Source organism: Nonomuraea insulae (genome assembly GCF_042656245.1).
Genome location: NZ_JBHSPA010000084.1, coordinates 30,967 through 44,787 on the forward strand (window position 1 = coordinate 30,967; position 13,821 = coordinate 44,787).

Sequence of the window (13,821 nt, forward strand, 5' to 3'; positions counted from 1 at the left end):
GGACAGCGGTTCAGCGGGCGGTCTGAGATCCGTCCGCGGTCTTCGGCCCGCCCGAACCGCCCGAACCGCCCGACAGCGAGGCGAACAGGTCCTCCCAGAGCGGCATCACGACCTCAGGCGTGTAGGCGTGGGCCGTCTCCGCCGCCGCGGCGCCCAGGCGCAGCCGCAGCTCGCGGTCGTTCATCACCTTGCTCAGGGCCTCGGCCAGGGCGTCCACGTCGCGGGGCGGCACCAGCACCCCGTCCTTGCCGGGCGTCAGCACGTCGGCGGGCCCGGTGGGGCAGTCGAAGGCGACGATCGGCAGGGCGTGACCCATGGCCTCGATCATGGCCATCGGCAGTCCCTCGATCCGGGAGCTGAGCGCGTAGACCGACGCCTTGGCCAGCTCCTCGTGGATGCGGTTGCTGCGGCCCATCAGCTTGATCCGGTCGCCTGCGCCGGCCTCGTCGATGTGGGCCTGCAGGCGTTCCTTGGACGGCCCGGTGCCGAAGATGCGCAGCTTCCACTCGGGATGCCGGCTCGCGATGGCGGCGAAGGCGGGGATGAGCATGTCGAAGCCCTTTTGGGGCACCAGCCGGCCCACCGCGATCACGGTCGGCTCGCTCTGGTCGGAGTGCTTGCGCTGGTCCATGTGCACCGCGTTGGGGATGCGCACGACCGGCGTGCCGGGCACCAGGTCGTGGTATTCGTGGCGGCTGGTCTCGGTGAGCACGGTGATGATGTCGAAGCGGCCGTAGTGGCGGCCGATCTGCTCGCGTACCGCCTCGTGGTAGGAGCCCAGGTTCATGTGCTCCTGGGCGACGCGGATCACGCCCTCAGGGGTACGGCGGGCGGAGATGAGGTTGAGCGCGGGCCGGGTGGTGACCAGGACGCCGTCGCTCAGACCGGAGACGTAGTCGATGACCGTCGCCTCCACCCGCTCGGTGAAGTAGTCGGCGGCGAACTCCCCGTACGGGACGATCTTGCCGCGGGCGCGCCGCCACACCTTGCGGGCCAGCGAGTCGGCCGCGATGCCGTCGCGCTGGTCCACCAGCGCCGACAGCCCTACGCGCGGGTCGATGGCGAACTGCGGATCGTTCCTGCGCCGGACCGCGCTGACGATCTCGACGTCGTGGCCCGCCTCGGCCATCGCGTTGGCCTGGTTGACCACGGTGCGGATCGTGCCGCCCATGCCGTAGGCGTGCAGCAGCATGTAGCGGATCTTCACGCGAGGTACTCCCAGGTCCGGCAGATGTCCATCAGCGACGCGGGGATCTCTTCAGGACGGGGCAGCTCGCGGCCTTGTTGCACCGTGCCAGAGCGGATCTTGTCCTTCCAGTCGCCCAGGCCCTTGGTCACGACGTCGGGCGTGCCGTACGAGAGCAGTTCGGGCGCCCAGGGCACGCCGAGGAAGTCGCAGATGCCGTGGCCGATCTTCTCGGGGTCGGCGGTCAGCTCCTCGTAACGCACGGTCAGGCCCGGCAGGGCCGTGCGGGCGCGCTGCACGGCCTTCATGTACCGCAGCGCGTCGGCCGCGGCCTCCTCCGGGGTGCGCTTGCCGGGGCTGGCCTCGTGCCAGGAGGTGGCGATCGAGGCCGGATGGCGCAGGAGGAACACGAACCGGGCGTCCGGCCAGCACGCGGCCAGCCGCTCGTAGGCGAAGGCGTTGGCCGGCGTCTTCTCCACGATGAAACGTTTGCCGCTGCGTACCAGCTCACGATGGAGCACCCGGTCCCAGAGCAGATGCTCCAGGTCGGCCTTGTTGTGCCCCAGGGCGGCCATCGCCCTCTCCGCCAGCGAGGTATCGAATTCCACCCTCAACCGCCGTACGTGCAGCTCATGCGGAGCGTGCAGGTCCGGGTGAGCGTTCAGCATCGCCCGCAGCAGCGTCGAGCCCGACCGGACCGGCGAGATGATGAAGACCGGCGCCGTCAGGAGGCGATCGGTCTCCGGGTCCGCCGGCGGCCGGAAAGGCGAGTCCTGCCGCTTGGCCGGGGCTGAGGCAGGGCTCGTGGCGGGGGACGCCGCTTGCCCTGCTTTACCTACTCGGTTGACCTGGAATCCTGTGTACCTGGCCAGCGCGCCGTTGATTGTGCGCTGCCATTTCATGCCGAGCGAGAGTACCTGTCGTACCTGGAAATTCCCTGTGGACGGGAACGGTCTAATCGGCCCGTCACCACGAGGCTACCTCCGGTCGCGCGGAACCAGCGGCAGTGCGATGAAGGAGGCAGGGAAGACGCGCTGGTGCTGGACGACCAGGTCGCTCTCGGCGGCCCGCGCGGCAGGGCGGCCGGTGCCGGGGTTGCGGTCGAAGCGGGGGAAGTTCGAGCTGGAGACCTCCACCCGGATGCGGTGGCCGGCCTTGAAGACCTGGCTGGTGGCGACCAGGTCGATGGTGTACGTGCCGGACGGCGTCGTGGTGCGCACGATGCCGTCGATCACGCTCATCGCCCGCCCGTCGGGGTGCACGTTCACGAGTTTGGCCGTCCAGTCGGTGGCGGCCCCCGAGGTCTCCCCGTGCAGCGTCACCGACACCGGTCCGGTCACCTCCACGTCGGAGTCGAGGACCTCGGTGGTGTAGCAGAGCACGTCGGGGCGCCGCTCCACGTCGCGCTGATCCTGCGGCCCCGCGTTGGTGGGATCGGGCAGCAGGGTCGGCCCGCCGGCGGTCGGGGCCGGGTCACGCGGGTCGAAGGTGAACGTGGACGGCTCGGCCGTGGCGGGCGGCTCGGGGGAGAGCAGGCCGTCGGCGTGCAGGTGGTAGCGGGTCTCGACGGCTCGGGCGAGCGGCCAGGCCTCCTCCTCCCGCCACACGTCGTCGCCCATCACGAAGATCTGCACCGGCGGCCCGGCTGGGTCTCGCACACGGAGCGGGACGCGTACTGGGAGGAACTGGCCGAGACGCTGCGGCACGACCGGATCGAGGCGCCGGTCATGCACGTGGCGGGCTGGTTCGACCTGTTCCTGTCCGGGACGCTGGAGAACCACCGCCGCGTCGGCGGCCCGCTGGTCATCGGCCCCTGGTCCCACCTGACGATGGGCGCCTCCGGCACCGGGCGGGTGGACTTCGGGTTCGGGGCCTCGGCGCAGGCGATCCAGCTCGAACAGCGGCAACTCGCGTTCCTGAAGGGCCAGGACACCGGGCCGCCACGGGATGCCCTGGATCGTGTCCACCGGCAGCGTCCGCACCGCCGTGCCCTGGTCGCCCATGACCGGCAGCAGCGCGCCGAACGCCGCTCCGACGTCCTCGCCCGCCTCCGCCGCGTGCATCAGCCCCAGTGCCGCCTGCATCGCGCCCCAGTTGAGCGCGGAGCCCAGCGCGAGCGCGCCGCCGTGGTACTTCAGGCCGTCGTGGAAGTCGTGCGGCGTCATCGCGGCGAACACGGCCGTGAGCCCCGGCGGGCGGGTGGCCGCCGCCTGGAGGGCGCAGCCGGCCAGGGCTCGTCGAGCGCCGTTCGATGCCGGAGGACGGCCGGGCGGTGGTGGTCGCGCTGACCGCCGCGGGCGAGGCCGCCGTACGGGAGGCGTTCGCCGACCAGGCCAGGAGGGAAGGGCAGTGGTTCGAGCCGCTGGCGGAGACCGAACGCGAGCAGCTGACCGGCCTGCTCACCCGGATCTTGCGTGCCCGTCCGGTGGATGTTCCATGAAGGAGCGGCCTCAGGCGGTGCAGTCGACCGAGAACCACACCACCTTGCCGTCGTTCGCCGTGGTCACGCCCCAGTCGTCGGCGAGCGCGGCGACGATCTGCAGCCCGCGTCCCGACAGGGCGTCCAGATCGGGGGAGCGCGGGCGGGGCACGCCGTCGCCCGGATCGAAGACCTCCCCGTACAGCCGGCCGCCCTCGCGGATCTCCAGGCGCAGGGCGTAGGCCGAGCCGCCGTGGCGGACGGCGTTGGTGACCAGTTCGCTGACGATGAGCAGGCAGTCGTCGAGGACGTGTTCGAGGCCCCAGCCGGTCAGTTCCGTACGGATGAGGGAGCGTGCCTTGCCGACCCCGGCGGGCACGGACGGCAGCAGGTACTCGGCCGTGCGGACCGGCAGGGCGGACAACGGTACGGAATGGAGGCCCACGCGCATCACATCCCTTGCCGTTGGGAGCGCTCCCAATTACACGATAATCTCTCATCTTCACTTTTGTGAATGTGCGAAGGAGAAGATTCCTAGGGGAGATGTGCCACGGCGCCGTAGTTCCCCGACGAGGCGGGCTCGTCGAGGCAGGCGAGATCCCTCCCGCCGGGCCGCCACTCGGGGACCCAGACCAGCCCGGGCGCCACCAGATCAAGCCCTTCCAGCAGGGTCGCGACCTCCTCACGGGAACGGATCGCGAGGTGCGGCAGGGTCATGGCTAGCACGTCGCGGATGGCGGGCAGCAACTCCGGCGGGATGCCGTCGAACGTGGTCTGCAACAGCGCGAGGAAGCTGCCCGGGGGCGCCGTGTGGCGCAGGCGCTTGATCGCGTAGTGGGCGAGCTCGTCGTCGTCGAGGCTGTACGTGGACAGCACCAGCACGGCAAGAGGCCGATCCCAGTCGAGGAACGTCTGCACCACATGGTCCCGTAACATCTCGTCGATCTCCCGCACGTCGCCCTCGACCACACGGACCAGATCGGTGAAGGGCTCGATGGTGGCCTGCGCCATGGCCACGACCATCGGGTTGCTCTCGACGTACAGAACACGCGGGTCCGGACCGGCGGCGTTGCGCGCCAGATCGTGCAGCCGCTGGCCGGCGGACAGGCCGCTCGGGATGCCGCTGCCCACGATCAGATATTGATCGACACCTTCGCCGGCGAGATGGCGGATCACGCGGGAGAGATATTCCAGCACCGCGCGGGCCGCGTTCGTGAGGGCGGGGGTGGCTTGATCAAAATGGCGTACCGTGTTCTTGTCGGCCAAGAAGTTGTTCTTCCCGCCGGCCGCCGCGTCGAATATCCGCGTGATTCTGGCCTGCGTGGTCTCGAGCTTGGCCAAGTTCCGGACAGCACGCTGGTTCACGAGCGTTGCCCCTTTCCCCTCGCCGCCACCCTTATTCCGGTAAGCGATCTATGGACCTCACTCAATGACTCGAACCATATGTTCCAACAATTCCAGTCAATGACAACCCGATAGACCGGTTATTTTGGGAAATGTTTGTTACCAGAATCACCGCGCCAGCCCCTCACCAACCCCACCACCCCAGCAAAGCCCCAGGCCGACGGCGCAGCCGGGCAAGGCATCGCAGCCAGACGGACAGGGCCAGGCAGGCAGGCGGCCAGGCGGACGGGCAGGGCAAGCGAGCCCAGGCGTCCAGGTCGGTGGTCGGCCAGGGGGGCGGGCGGTCCGGGCGGAACGCACGGGGCAGGCGAGCGCAACCGGGCCGAGGCAGCCTTCGACCAGCTGCGCAGGACGGCCCAGACGGACGCCCAGACGGACGGGACGGGCGGACGGGACGGTGAGGCAGAGCAGGCGGCCAGGGGAGACGGGCGGCGAGGCGGACGGGCGGCGCGGGCGAGGCAGACGGACGGGCAGACCGATGAGGGCGGCGCAGGAGGGCAGGCGGGCGAGTCAGGGCAAGCGAGCCCAGGCAGCCGGGCCGGCGGGCGGCGGCCGGGCGGGCCGGGCGGCCAGGCCAGCGGCGGCGGAAGCGATTGGGCGAGCGCGACAAGGCGCGAGGAAGTGGCCGCCGTAGGCCAAAGGCGCGGCGGGGGGCGAGGAAGAGGCGGTCGTGGGCCCCATTCCTGGGCGCCGCGTCGGTGGGGAGTCGGGCAGTGGGGCTCGGCGCAAGGCGAACGGTGCGGCACCCCAGTAGTCCTGCGAGCAGCCGGGCTGAGGTAGCCGGGCTGAGGTAGCCGGGCTGAGGTAGCTGGGCTGAGGTAGCTGGGGAGAAGCGGCCGGTTGAAGTGGCCGGGCCGGAGTGGCGGTGTTGGGGTGGCGGTGTTGGGGTGGGCGGTCCGGAGGGGGCGGGCCGGAGTGGCGGTGTTGGCGTAGCCGGGCCGGGGTAGCCGGGCCGGGGTGGCTGGGTTGGGGTGGCTGGGTCAGGGTGGCCGTCGGCCGAGCGGGTTGGGGTCGGCCGACGGTTTTGGGTGGTGGCGGAGGCTTTGGGTTAGTCGGTGCCGGCTTCCATGGCGGCGGCGTCGAGCAGTTCCTCGTCGTCAGGGACGTCGCTCGGCGACGCGATCTCGCCCCGTGCGGCGATGGCTTCGGCGCCGCCCTCGGGCATGGCGCCGATGAGGCCGGTCGGGGCGACCTGGGTGGAGCCGAGGAGGGTCGAGTGGGAGCTGCCGACCATGCCGATCTCCGCGTACTGCTCCAGCTTGGCGCGCGAGTCGGCGATGTCGAGGTTGCGCATGGTGAGCTGGCCGATGCGGTCGAGGGGGCCGAAGGCGGCGTCCTCGGTGCGCTCCATGGACAGCTTGTCCGGGTGGTAGCTGAACGCCGGTCCGGAGGTCTCCAGGACCGAGTAGTCTTCGCCGCGCCGCAGCCGCAGGGTGACCTCGCCGGTGACCGCCGCGCCGACCCAGCGCTGGAGCGACTCGCGCAACATCAGCGACTGGGGGTCGAGCCAGCGGCCCTCGTACAGGAGCCGGCCGAGCTTGCGGCCTTCGTTGTGGTAGCTGGCCAGGGTGTCCTCGTTGTGGATGGCGCTGACCAGCCGCTCGTAGGCGGCGTGCAGCAACGCCATGCCGGGCGCCTCGTAGATGCCGCGGCTCTTGGCCTCGATGACGCGGTTCTCGATCTGGTCGGACATGCCGATGCCGTGCCGGCCGCCGATGGCGTTGGCCTCCAGTACGAGGTCGACGGGGGAGGCGAAGTCCTTGCCGTTGATCGCGACGGGCCGCCCGCGTTCGAAGGTGATCGTGACGTCCTCGGCCGGGATCTCGATGTCGGGGTCCCAGTAGCGCACGCCCATGATCGGCTCGACGATCTCGATGCCCGCGTCGAGGTGCTCCAGCGCCTTGGCCTCGTGGGTGGCGCCCCAGATGTTCGCGTCCGTGGAGTAGGCCTTCTCGGTGCTGGACCGGTAGGGCAGGTCACGGGCGAGCAGCCACTCCGACATCTCCGTGCGCCCGCCGAGCTCATGGACGAAGTCGGCGTCCAGCCACGGCTTGTAGATCCGCAGGGACGGGTTGGCGAGCAGGCCGTAGCGGTAGAACCGCTCGATGTCGTTGCCCTTGAAGGTGGAGCCGTCTCCCCAGATCAGCACGGCGTCGTCGAGCATCGCGCGCACCAGCAGCGTGCCGGTGACGGCCCGCCCGAGCGGGGTGGTGTTGAAGTAGGTGCGGCCGCCGGACCGAATGTGGAACGCCCCGCAGGCCAGGGCCGCCAGACCCTCCTCCACCAGGGCCGCCCGGCAGTCGACCAGACGGGCGACCTCCGCGCCGTACGCCGTGGCGCGACCGGGCACCGAGGCGATGTCGGGCTCGTCGTACTGACCGATGTCAGCGGTATAGGTGCACGGCACGGCACCCTTCTCGCGCATCCACGCGACCGCAACCGAGGTGTCGAGGCCGCCGGAGAAGGCGATCCCGACGCGTTCGCCGACAGGAAGGGAGGTGAGCATCTTGGACACGAGTAGAAGTATATACATACGACTGCATGACCATTCAAAGACCCCCGCCTCCAAGTCGCACCCGTGTCGGAGAGGCTGAGGAGGTTTCGGCGGTGGACCGGCCTCCGTCCACGGGGGCGACGGGGAGGTTCAGGCGGAGGGCCAGCCTGCGTTCAGACGGAGGACCAGCCTGCGTTCAGGAGGCGGAGCAGGCAGCGGACCAGCCTGCGTTCAGGAGGCGGAGCAGGCAGCGGACCAGCCTGCGTTCAGGAGGCGGAGCAGGCAGCGGACCAGCCTGCGTTCAGGGGGCGGAGCAGGCAGCGGAGCAGTCTGCGTTCAGGAGGCGGAGCAGGCAGCGGAGCAGTCTGCGTTCAGGCGGCGGACCAGCCGCCGTCCACGGGGACGATGGCGCCGTTGATGAAGGAGGCGGCCTCGGAGGCGAGGAAGAGGGCGGCCTCGGCCATCTGCTCGGGCTGGGCCAGTTGTTCCCCGAGGGCGAGCACGGGGCGGAGCCGGGCGGCGCCGGTCGGGTCGAAGGCGGCGCCCTCGGCGATGTTGGTCATGGTGGGGCCGGGCAGGATGGCGTTGCAGCGGATGCCGTCCTTGGCGTACGCCCAGGCCACGCTGCGGGTCAGGCCGACGACGCCGTGCTTCGAGGCGGTGTACGCGGCCCCGGCGGCCCCGCCCCTGATCCCGGCCTCCGAGGCGGTGTTGACGATCGCGCCACGGCCCTGGCTCAGCATGTGCGGCAACACGGCGTGCGTGACCAGGAACGTGCCGGTCAGGTTGATCCGCAGCACCCGTTCCCACTGCTCCACCGAGATGTCGGCGGGCAGCGCCATGTTGTCCATGATCCCGGCGTTGTTGCACAGCACGTCGATCCGCCCGTACGCGCCGATGGCCGCCTCCGTCAGCGCGGTCACCGACCCCTCGTCGCCGATGTCGGCGGTCACGGCGGTCGCGCCGTCGCCGATGTCGGCCGCCGTTCGTCCGGCGCGCTCCTCGGAGATGTCGCAGCACACGACGCGGGCGCCCGCCTTGGCGAAGGCGATGGCCATCGCCCTGCCGATGCCGGAGCCCGCGCCGGTGATCAGGATGATCCGGTCGTCAAAGGTGCCGCTGGTCATGGAGTCCTCCCAACCGGACAGAGTTGTCCGGTTGCTACCATAACCGCTATGCCTGCCGAGCGTCGACCCAACAGAGGGCCCAGCGCCGCCGCCGGGAACCGGGCGGCTCTGGTGGCGGCGGCTCGCCAGGTCTTCGCCGCCAACGGCTACGACGCGCCGCTCAGCATGGTGGCCCGCGAGGCCGGGGTCGGGCAAGGCAGTCTTTATCGGCACTTTCCCGATCGCATCAGCCTCGCGCTGGCGGTGTTCGAGGACAGCGTGTCGGAGCTGGAGGCGCTGGCCGCCGTGCCCGGCACGACGCTTGACGACGTACTGGCGCTGATCACCGAGCAGACCATCGCCTCGACCGCGTTCATCACGATGGTCAGCGTGCCGGCGCGGCCCGACCCGCGCATCATCGAGCTGCGTGATCGGGTGGCGAAGGTGCTGGAGGAGAGGCTGGGGGAGGCGCGGCGCGCGGGCCTGGTCCGCGCGGACCTGACGTCCGACGACCTGGTCCTGGCCGTCGGCATGCTGGCCGGGGTGCTGTCCAAGGTCCCGGCCTCCGAGCGGGTCGACAAGGCCGAGCGGTTGTGGGTGCTGATCCGTGGCGGCATCGACGCGCGCCCAGGAGATGGGCCAATACTTCGTCAAATTTAAAGCAGCTGCTTGACTTAAGCTGACCTGCCTTGATTAGCTTCCAACTCAGGAGGCACACCTTGAGTCAAGTAGCCGGTGAACGCCGCGCGCGGGTCACCGCCACGCGAGAGCAGATCCTGACCGCGGCCGAGCGCCTGTTCGCCGAGCACGGCGTGTACGCCGTCTCCAACCGCCAGGTCAGCGAGGCCGCCGGCCAGGGCAACAACGCCGCCGTCGGCTACCACTTCGGCACCAAGGCCGACCTGGTCCGCGCCATCGTGCGCAAGCACGCCGACCACGTCGAGAGCCAGCGCCGCCGCCTGCTGGCCGAGATCGAGGGCTCGGGCGACGTACGCGACTGGGTCGGCTGCCTCGTACGCTCCCTCACCGGGCACCTGGCCGCCCTCGGCAACCCCACCTGGTACGCCCGCTTCGCCTCCCAGGTGATGACCGACCCGGGACTGCGCAGGATCATGGTCGACGAGGCGCTGACCTCGCCCACCACGCGACGCCTCGTCGAAGGGCTGAACCGCTGCATCCCCGAACTTCCGGCCGAGGTACGCGCGGAGCGCGACGACATGGCCGTCCAGCTCATGATCCACATGTGCGCCCAGCGCGAGCGCGCCCTGGCCGAAGGCCGGCCCCTCCCCAGGAAGAGCTGGCATGACACCGCGAACGGCCTGATCGACGCGATCGTCGCGATCTGGACCGCTCCCGTAACCGATGGAGGAACACCCTCATGAAGATCACTGTGGACGAGGACAAGTGCTGCGGCGCTGGTCAGTGCGTGCTGCTCGCGCCGGACGTGTTCGACCAGAGTGAGGACGACGGCATCGTCATCCTGCTCGACGCCGCGCCGCCCGAGGCGCTGCACGCGATCGTGAACGAGGCCGCGGCCGTCTGCCCGGCGGGCGCCATCGAGGTGAACGCATGACACCCGGCACGCTGGAGGAGTTCCCCGGCACCAGGGCCGCGAAATGCCCGTTCGACCCGCCGCCGGAGCTCCGCGCCCTGCAGCAGGACGGCCCGCTGGCCAAGGTGCGCCTGTGGGACGGCAGCACGCCGTGGTTCGTGACCACGCACGCCGAGCAGAAGGCGCTGCTGGGCAACCCGAACGTCAGCGCCGACGTCACCCGCCCCGGCTACCCGATCCACTCGGCCAACGCCGGCGGCGGCTCGCTCAGCTTCATTCTCATGGACGACCCGGAGCACGCCCGGCTGCGCCGCATGGTGCAGGGGGCGTTCACGGTCAGGCGGGTGGAGGGCCTGCGGCCGGCCGTGCAGCGGATCGTGGACGACCTCATCGACGACCTGCTGGCCGGGCCGAAGCCGGTGGACCTGGTGGAGGCGTTCGCGCTGCCGGTGCCGTCACTGGTGATCTGCGAGCTGCTCGGGGTCCCGTACACCGACCACGACTACTTCCAGGAGAACAGCAAGACCATCATCAGGCGGAGCGCGTCGCCGGAGGAGCGCGCGCTCGCCTTCGGGCGCCTGTTCGAATATCTGGACGGGCTCGTGGGCGAGAAGCTCACGAACCCGGGCGACGACCTGCTGTCCAAGGTGGCCGAGCGGGTCGCGGCCGGTGAGCTGACCCGTCCCGAGGCGGCCCAGATGGGCGTGCTGCTGCTGATCGCCGGGCACGAGACCACCGCGAACATGATCGCTCTCGGCACCCTCGCCCTGCTGCGCAACCCCGGTCAGCTCGCGCTGCTGCGTGAGAGCGACGACCCCAAGCTGGTCGCGGGGTCGGTGGAGGAGCTGCTGCGCTACCTCAACATCACCCACAGCGGACGCCGCCGGGTCGCGACGGAGGACATCGAGATCGCCGGCCAGGTCATCCGCGCCGGCGAGGGCATCATCCTGCCCAACGACATCGGCAATCGCGACCCCCAGGTCTTCCCCGGCCCCGACGAGCTCGACGTGCGCCGCGACGCCCGCCGCCACGTGGCCTTCGGCTTCGGCGTGCACCAGTGCCTCGGCCAGCCGCTGGCCCGGGTGGAGCTGCAGGTCGTCTACGGCACCCTCTACAAGCGCATCCCGACCCTGGCCCTGGCGGCCGAGATGGAGGAGATCCCCTTCAAGCACGACGGCCAGGTCTACGGGGTCTACGAGCTGCCCGTCACCTGGTGACCGCGCGGATCAGCCGGTCGACCCGGTCCGGCGCGAAGACCGCGTCGGTGACCAGGCGGGTCAGCCCGTGCACGCCCGCCCGGTCCTCCAGCACGCTTGGCACGATCGTCAGGTTGCGGGTGGCCAGCGGCAGCGACCGGCCGTAGACCGCCTCCCGCACGCCGGCGAACAACACGTCGTCGATGGCCGCCAGTTGCCCGCCGATGACGACCTTGCGCGGGTTGAGGATGTTGACGATGTCGCTGATCGCCATGCCGACGATGACGGCGGCGCGCTTGACGATGCGGATGGTGTCGGGGTTGCCCGCGTGGGCCTCGTCCACGACGTCGTGGACGGAGTCCACGCGGTGCCCCAGCGCGCGCAGGTCGCGCACCATCGCCCAGCCGCCCGCGTACGCCTCCACGCAGCCGGTGTTCCCGCACCGGCACACCGGCGGGTCGGTGACGCCCGCCGCGGCCAGCGGAATGTGCCCGACGTCCCCGGCCGCGCCGTCGGAGCCCCGGTAGATCCGGCCGTCCACGATCAGACCGGTGCCGATGCCGGTGCCGATCTTGACGAACACGATGTTGGGCGTGTCGGGGTGGGTGAGCCGGTGCTCGCCGTAGGCCATCGCGTTGACGTCCTTGTCCACCACCACGGGGCAGTCGTAGTCGGCGGCGAAGCGGGCGACGATGTCGTAGTCGTGCCACCCGGTCATGATCGGCGGGTTGACCACGCGCCCGCTGGCGGCGTCCACCGGCCCCGGCACGCTGAGGCCGATGCCCAGCACCTCGGCCTTCGAACGCCCGGCCAGCTCCAGGAGCCGGGCGAAGCGGCCGGTCACCTGGTCGAGCACCGCGCGCGGCCCGTCGGTGATGTCGATCACGACGTGCTGCTCCCCGATGAGGCCGGCGACGGCGTCGGCCAGGGCGACCCGCATGCCCGTGGCGCCCGTGTCGGCGATCAGCACGACCCCGCGTTCCGGGTTGACGTCGAACCGGTCGGCGGGCCGGCCGCCCGTGTTGGCGTCCTGAGATGACGGGACGATCAGTGACTGGGCCAGCAGCGCCTCGATGCGCTGGTTGACCGCCGTGCGTGACAGTCCGGCCAGCCGGGCCACCTCGGTCTTGGTGAGCCCTTCGGGATGAGACCTGAACAACGCGAACACCGCGCCGGGACTGTCCTTCGACACCCGCTCGCCCCTTCCCTCGGCCGGACCCATGGATTGTAGATCCACCGACCACACTACCCTTATGACCTGGATGTTAATAAGTTATGACACTTTCGGTCGTAATGGTGTTACCCTGGGGAAACTCGGCGTTGTACCCGAATCATGGGGCGCCGCAGCTCGACCAGAAGGAGTGGGGATGGGCCGCACACCACCGATGCGTCGCCGCCGTCTCGTTGCCATGGCCACCGCCGGCCTCGTCACGGCCGCGCTCGGTCTGACCGGATGCGCGGGCGACTCGGGGTCCGGAGGCGATCCCACCTACGTCACGCTCATCACCAAGGATCCGGACAACCACTTCTGGACCGCGATGGTGGAGGGCGCCAAGACGGCGGCCAAGCAGTCCAACGTGGAGATCACCACGGCGGCGGGCCGCGACCAGAGCGACGCCGACGGGCAGATCCGCGCGATCGAGGACGCCATCTCGCGCGGCGACGACGCCATCCTGATCGCCAACAACGGCCCGGCCGTCAACGACGCCATCAAGCGCGCCCGCGACGCGGGCATCTACGTGCTCGCCCTCGACACTCCGACCGAGCCCGCCGACCTGGTGGACGGCACCCTGGCCTCGGACAACTTCGAGGCGGGGCAACTGGTCGGCAAGTGGGCGGCCGGGGCGCTCGACGGCAAGAAGGCCACCATCGCGCTGCTCGACCTGTTCGCCGACAAGGTCGTGACCGTCGACTACCAGCGCGACCAGGGCTTCCTGTCCGGCATGGGCATCGACACCAAGGACCGCAAGAAGAACGGCGACGAGGCCAAGACCGGCGCGTACTCCGGCGGCGACTACCAGATCGCCTGCAACCAGGCCACGAACGGCGCCGAGGACGGCGGCCGCTCGGCCATGGAGAACTGCCTGTCGCTCAACAAGGACATCAACGTCGTGTTCACCGCCAACGAGACCTCGGGGGTCGGCGCCGCGCAGGCGCTGAAGGCGGCCGGCAACACCGGCGCCCTCCTCGTCTCCATCGACGGGAGCTGCGGCGGCGTCAAGTCCGTCACCGAGGGCTCGTTCGGGGCGGTCGCCCAGCAGTACCCCAGTGAGATGGGACGCCTCGGCGTCGAGGCCGTGGTCAAGCACCTGCGTGACGGGGTGAACCCGACGCCCTCGGAGGGCCTCGATTTCGTCAACACCGGAGTGCGGCTCGTCACCGACAAGGCCGTGAACGGTATCGAGAGCATCAGCTCGGCCGAAGGTGCCAAGAAGTGCTGGTAGGCCCCGAGATCACCGCCACG

15 protein-coding genes are annotated in these 13,821 nt (G+C 70.4%); 7 read left to right on the top strand and 8 right to left on the bottom strand.

From position 1 onward, the window contains the following. Positions 1-10 precede the first annotated feature (10 nt). From ACFPZ3_RS53120 to ACFPZ3_RS53130, 3 genes are all read right to left on the bottom strand, one after another. Positions 11-1,207, bottom strand: coding sequence for a glycosyltransferase family 4 protein (locus ACFPZ3_RS53120; RefSeq protein WP_379522088.1), 1,197 nt, complete (start codon positions 1,205-1,207; stop codon positions 11-13). Beyond that, a complete protein-coding gene (locus ACFPZ3_RS53125) occupies positions 1,204-2,088 on the bottom strand; it encodes a sulfotransferase family protein (RefSeq protein WP_379522089.1) in 885 nt (294 codons plus the stop codon). The genes ACFPZ3_RS53120 and ACFPZ3_RS53125 overlap by 4 nt, the downstream gene beginning before the upstream one ends. Positions 2,089-2,163: 75 nt before the next feature. Beyond that, entirely contained in the window at positions 2,164-2,844 is a 681-nt protein-coding gene (locus tag ACFPZ3_RS53130; RefSeq protein ID WP_379522090.1) for a CocE/NonD family hydrolase, read from the bottom strand. Between ACFPZ3_RS53130 and ACFPZ3_RS53135 the strand changes: the two genes are divergently transcribed. Together ACFPZ3_RS53135 and ACFPZ3_RS53140 are read left to right on the top strand one after the other, a co-directional pair. After that, a complete protein-coding gene (locus ACFPZ3_RS53135) occupies positions 2,737-3,474 on the top strand; it encodes a CocE/NonD family hydrolase (RefSeq protein WP_379522199.1) in 738 nt (245 codons plus the stop codon). The genes ACFPZ3_RS53130 and ACFPZ3_RS53135 overlap by 108 nt on opposite strands. Then, the gene (locus ACFPZ3_RS53140) at positions 3,438-3,626 is read left to right on the top strand and encodes a MarR family winged helix-turn-helix transcriptional regulator (RefSeq protein ID WP_379522091.1); all 189 of its coding nucleotides are present in this window, start codon (positions 3,438-3,440) and stop codon (positions 3,624-3,626) included. The genes ACFPZ3_RS53135 and ACFPZ3_RS53140 overlap by 37 nt, the downstream gene beginning before the upstream one ends. A 10-nt stretch (positions 3,627-3,636) precedes the next feature. Here ACFPZ3_RS53140 and ACFPZ3_RS53145 read toward each other — a convergent pair whose 3' ends face one another. The 4 genes from ACFPZ3_RS53145 to ACFPZ3_RS53160 all read right to left on the bottom strand — a co-directional run bounded on the left by ACFPZ3_RS53145 (position 3,637) and on the right by ACFPZ3_RS53160 (position 8,630). Next, the gene (locus ACFPZ3_RS53145; RefSeq protein WP_379522092.1) at positions 3,637-4,050 is read right to left on the bottom strand and encodes an ATP-binding protein; all 414 of its coding nucleotides are present in this window, start codon (positions 4,048-4,050) and stop codon (positions 3,637-3,639) included. Between the two features lie 89 nt (positions 4,051-4,139). Beyond that, the gene (locus ACFPZ3_RS53150; RefSeq protein ID WP_379522093.1) at positions 4,140-4,946 is read right to left on the bottom strand and encodes an SAM-dependent methyltransferase; all 807 of its coding nucleotides are present in this window, start codon (positions 4,944-4,946) and stop codon (positions 4,140-4,142) included. Positions 4,947-6,057: 1,111 nt separating this feature from the next. Further along, positions 6,058-7,524 (bottom strand): argininosuccinate synthase, encoded by a 1,467-nt coding sequence (argG, locus tag ACFPZ3_RS53155; protein WP_379522094.1) that lies wholly within the window; start codon positions 7,522-7,524, stop codon positions 6,058-6,060. A gap of 350 nt (positions 7,525-7,874) precedes the next feature. Continuing rightward, positions 7,875-8,630: an SDR family NAD(P)-dependent oxidoreductase gene (locus ACFPZ3_RS53160; RefSeq protein WP_379522095.1), complete on the bottom strand. Its 756-nt coding sequence runs from the start codon at positions 8,628-8,630 to the stop codon at positions 7,875-7,877. 48 nt (positions 8,631-8,678) lie between these two features. Between ACFPZ3_RS53160 and ACFPZ3_RS53165 the strand changes: the two genes are divergently transcribed. Genes ACFPZ3_RS53165 through ACFPZ3_RS53180 form a run of 4 tightly spaced genes read left to right on the top strand, consistent with a single transcriptional unit; the run spans position 8,679 to position 11,378 of the window. Beyond that, positions 8,679-9,269, top strand: coding sequence for a TetR/AcrR family transcriptional regulator (locus tag ACFPZ3_RS53165; RefSeq protein WP_379522096.1), 591 nt, complete (start codon positions 8,679-8,681; stop codon positions 9,267-9,269). 59 nt (positions 9,270-9,328) lie between these two features. Further along, a complete protein-coding gene (locus ACFPZ3_RS53170; protein ID WP_379522097.1) occupies positions 9,329-9,991 on the top strand; it encodes a TetR/AcrR family transcriptional regulator in 663 nt (220 codons plus the stop codon). Next, the gene (locus tag ACFPZ3_RS53175) at positions 9,988-10,182 is read left to right on the top strand and encodes a ferredoxin (protein ID WP_379522098.1); all 195 of its coding nucleotides are present in this window, start codon (positions 9,988-9,990) and stop codon (positions 10,180-10,182) included. Before ACFPZ3_RS53170 ends, ACFPZ3_RS53175 begins: the two co-directional genes overlap by 4 nt. Next, positions 10,179-11,378: a cytochrome P450 gene (locus ACFPZ3_RS53180; RefSeq protein WP_379522099.1), complete on the top strand. Its 1,200-nt coding sequence runs from the start codon at positions 10,179-10,181 to the stop codon at positions 11,376-11,378. Before ACFPZ3_RS53175 ends, ACFPZ3_RS53180 begins: the two co-directional genes overlap by 4 nt. On the opposite strand, the gene ACFPZ3_RS53185 is transcribed toward ACFPZ3_RS53180, so the two are convergent. Then, a complete protein-coding gene (locus tag ACFPZ3_RS53185; protein ID WP_379522100.1) occupies positions 11,368-12,549 on the bottom strand; it encodes an ROK family transcriptional regulator in 1,182 nt (393 codons plus the stop codon). The genes ACFPZ3_RS53180 and ACFPZ3_RS53185 overlap by 11 nt on opposite strands. 175 nt (positions 12,550-12,724) lie before the next feature. Here ACFPZ3_RS53185 and ACFPZ3_RS53190 point away from each other — a divergent pair, with 175 nt between their 5' ends. Then, positions 12,725-13,801 (top strand): substrate-binding domain-containing protein, encoded by a 1,077-nt coding sequence (locus ACFPZ3_RS53190; protein ID WP_379522101.1) that lies wholly within the window; start codon positions 12,725-12,727, stop codon positions 13,799-13,801. The last annotated feature ends 20 nt before the right edge of the window (positions 13,802-13,821 follow it).

Excerpts from the sequence above, each read along its gene's own strand:
- ACFPZ3_RS53175 (WP_379522098.1), top strand. The coding sequence starts at position 9,988 with ATGAAGATCACTGTGGACGAGGACAAGTGCTGCGGCGCTGGTCAGTGC.
- ACFPZ3_RS53140 (WP_379522091.1), top strand. The coding sequence starts at position 3,438 with ATGCCGGAGGACGGCCGGGCGGTGGTGGTCGCGCTGACCGCCGCGGGC.
- ACFPZ3_RS53160 (WP_379522095.1), bottom strand. The coding sequence starts at position 8,630 with ATGACCAGCGGCACCTTTGACGACCGGATCATCCTGATCACCGGCGCG.
- ACFPZ3_RS53165 (WP_379522096.1), top strand. The coding sequence starts at position 8,679 with ATGCCTGCCGAGCGTCGACCCAACAGAGGGCCCAGCGCCGCCGCCGGG.
- ACFPZ3_RS53180 (WP_379522099.1), top strand. The coding sequence starts at position 10,179 with ATGACACCCGGCACGCTGGAGGAGTTCCCCGGCACCAGGGCCGCGAAA.
- ACFPZ3_RS53190 (WP_379522101.1), top strand. The coding sequence starts at position 12,725 with ATGGGCCGCACACCACCGATGCGTCGCCGCCGTCTCGTTGCCATGGCC.
- ACFPZ3_RS53125 (WP_379522089.1), bottom strand. The coding sequence starts at position 2,088 with ATGAAATGGCAGCGCACAATCAACGGCGCGCTGGCCAGGTACACAGGA.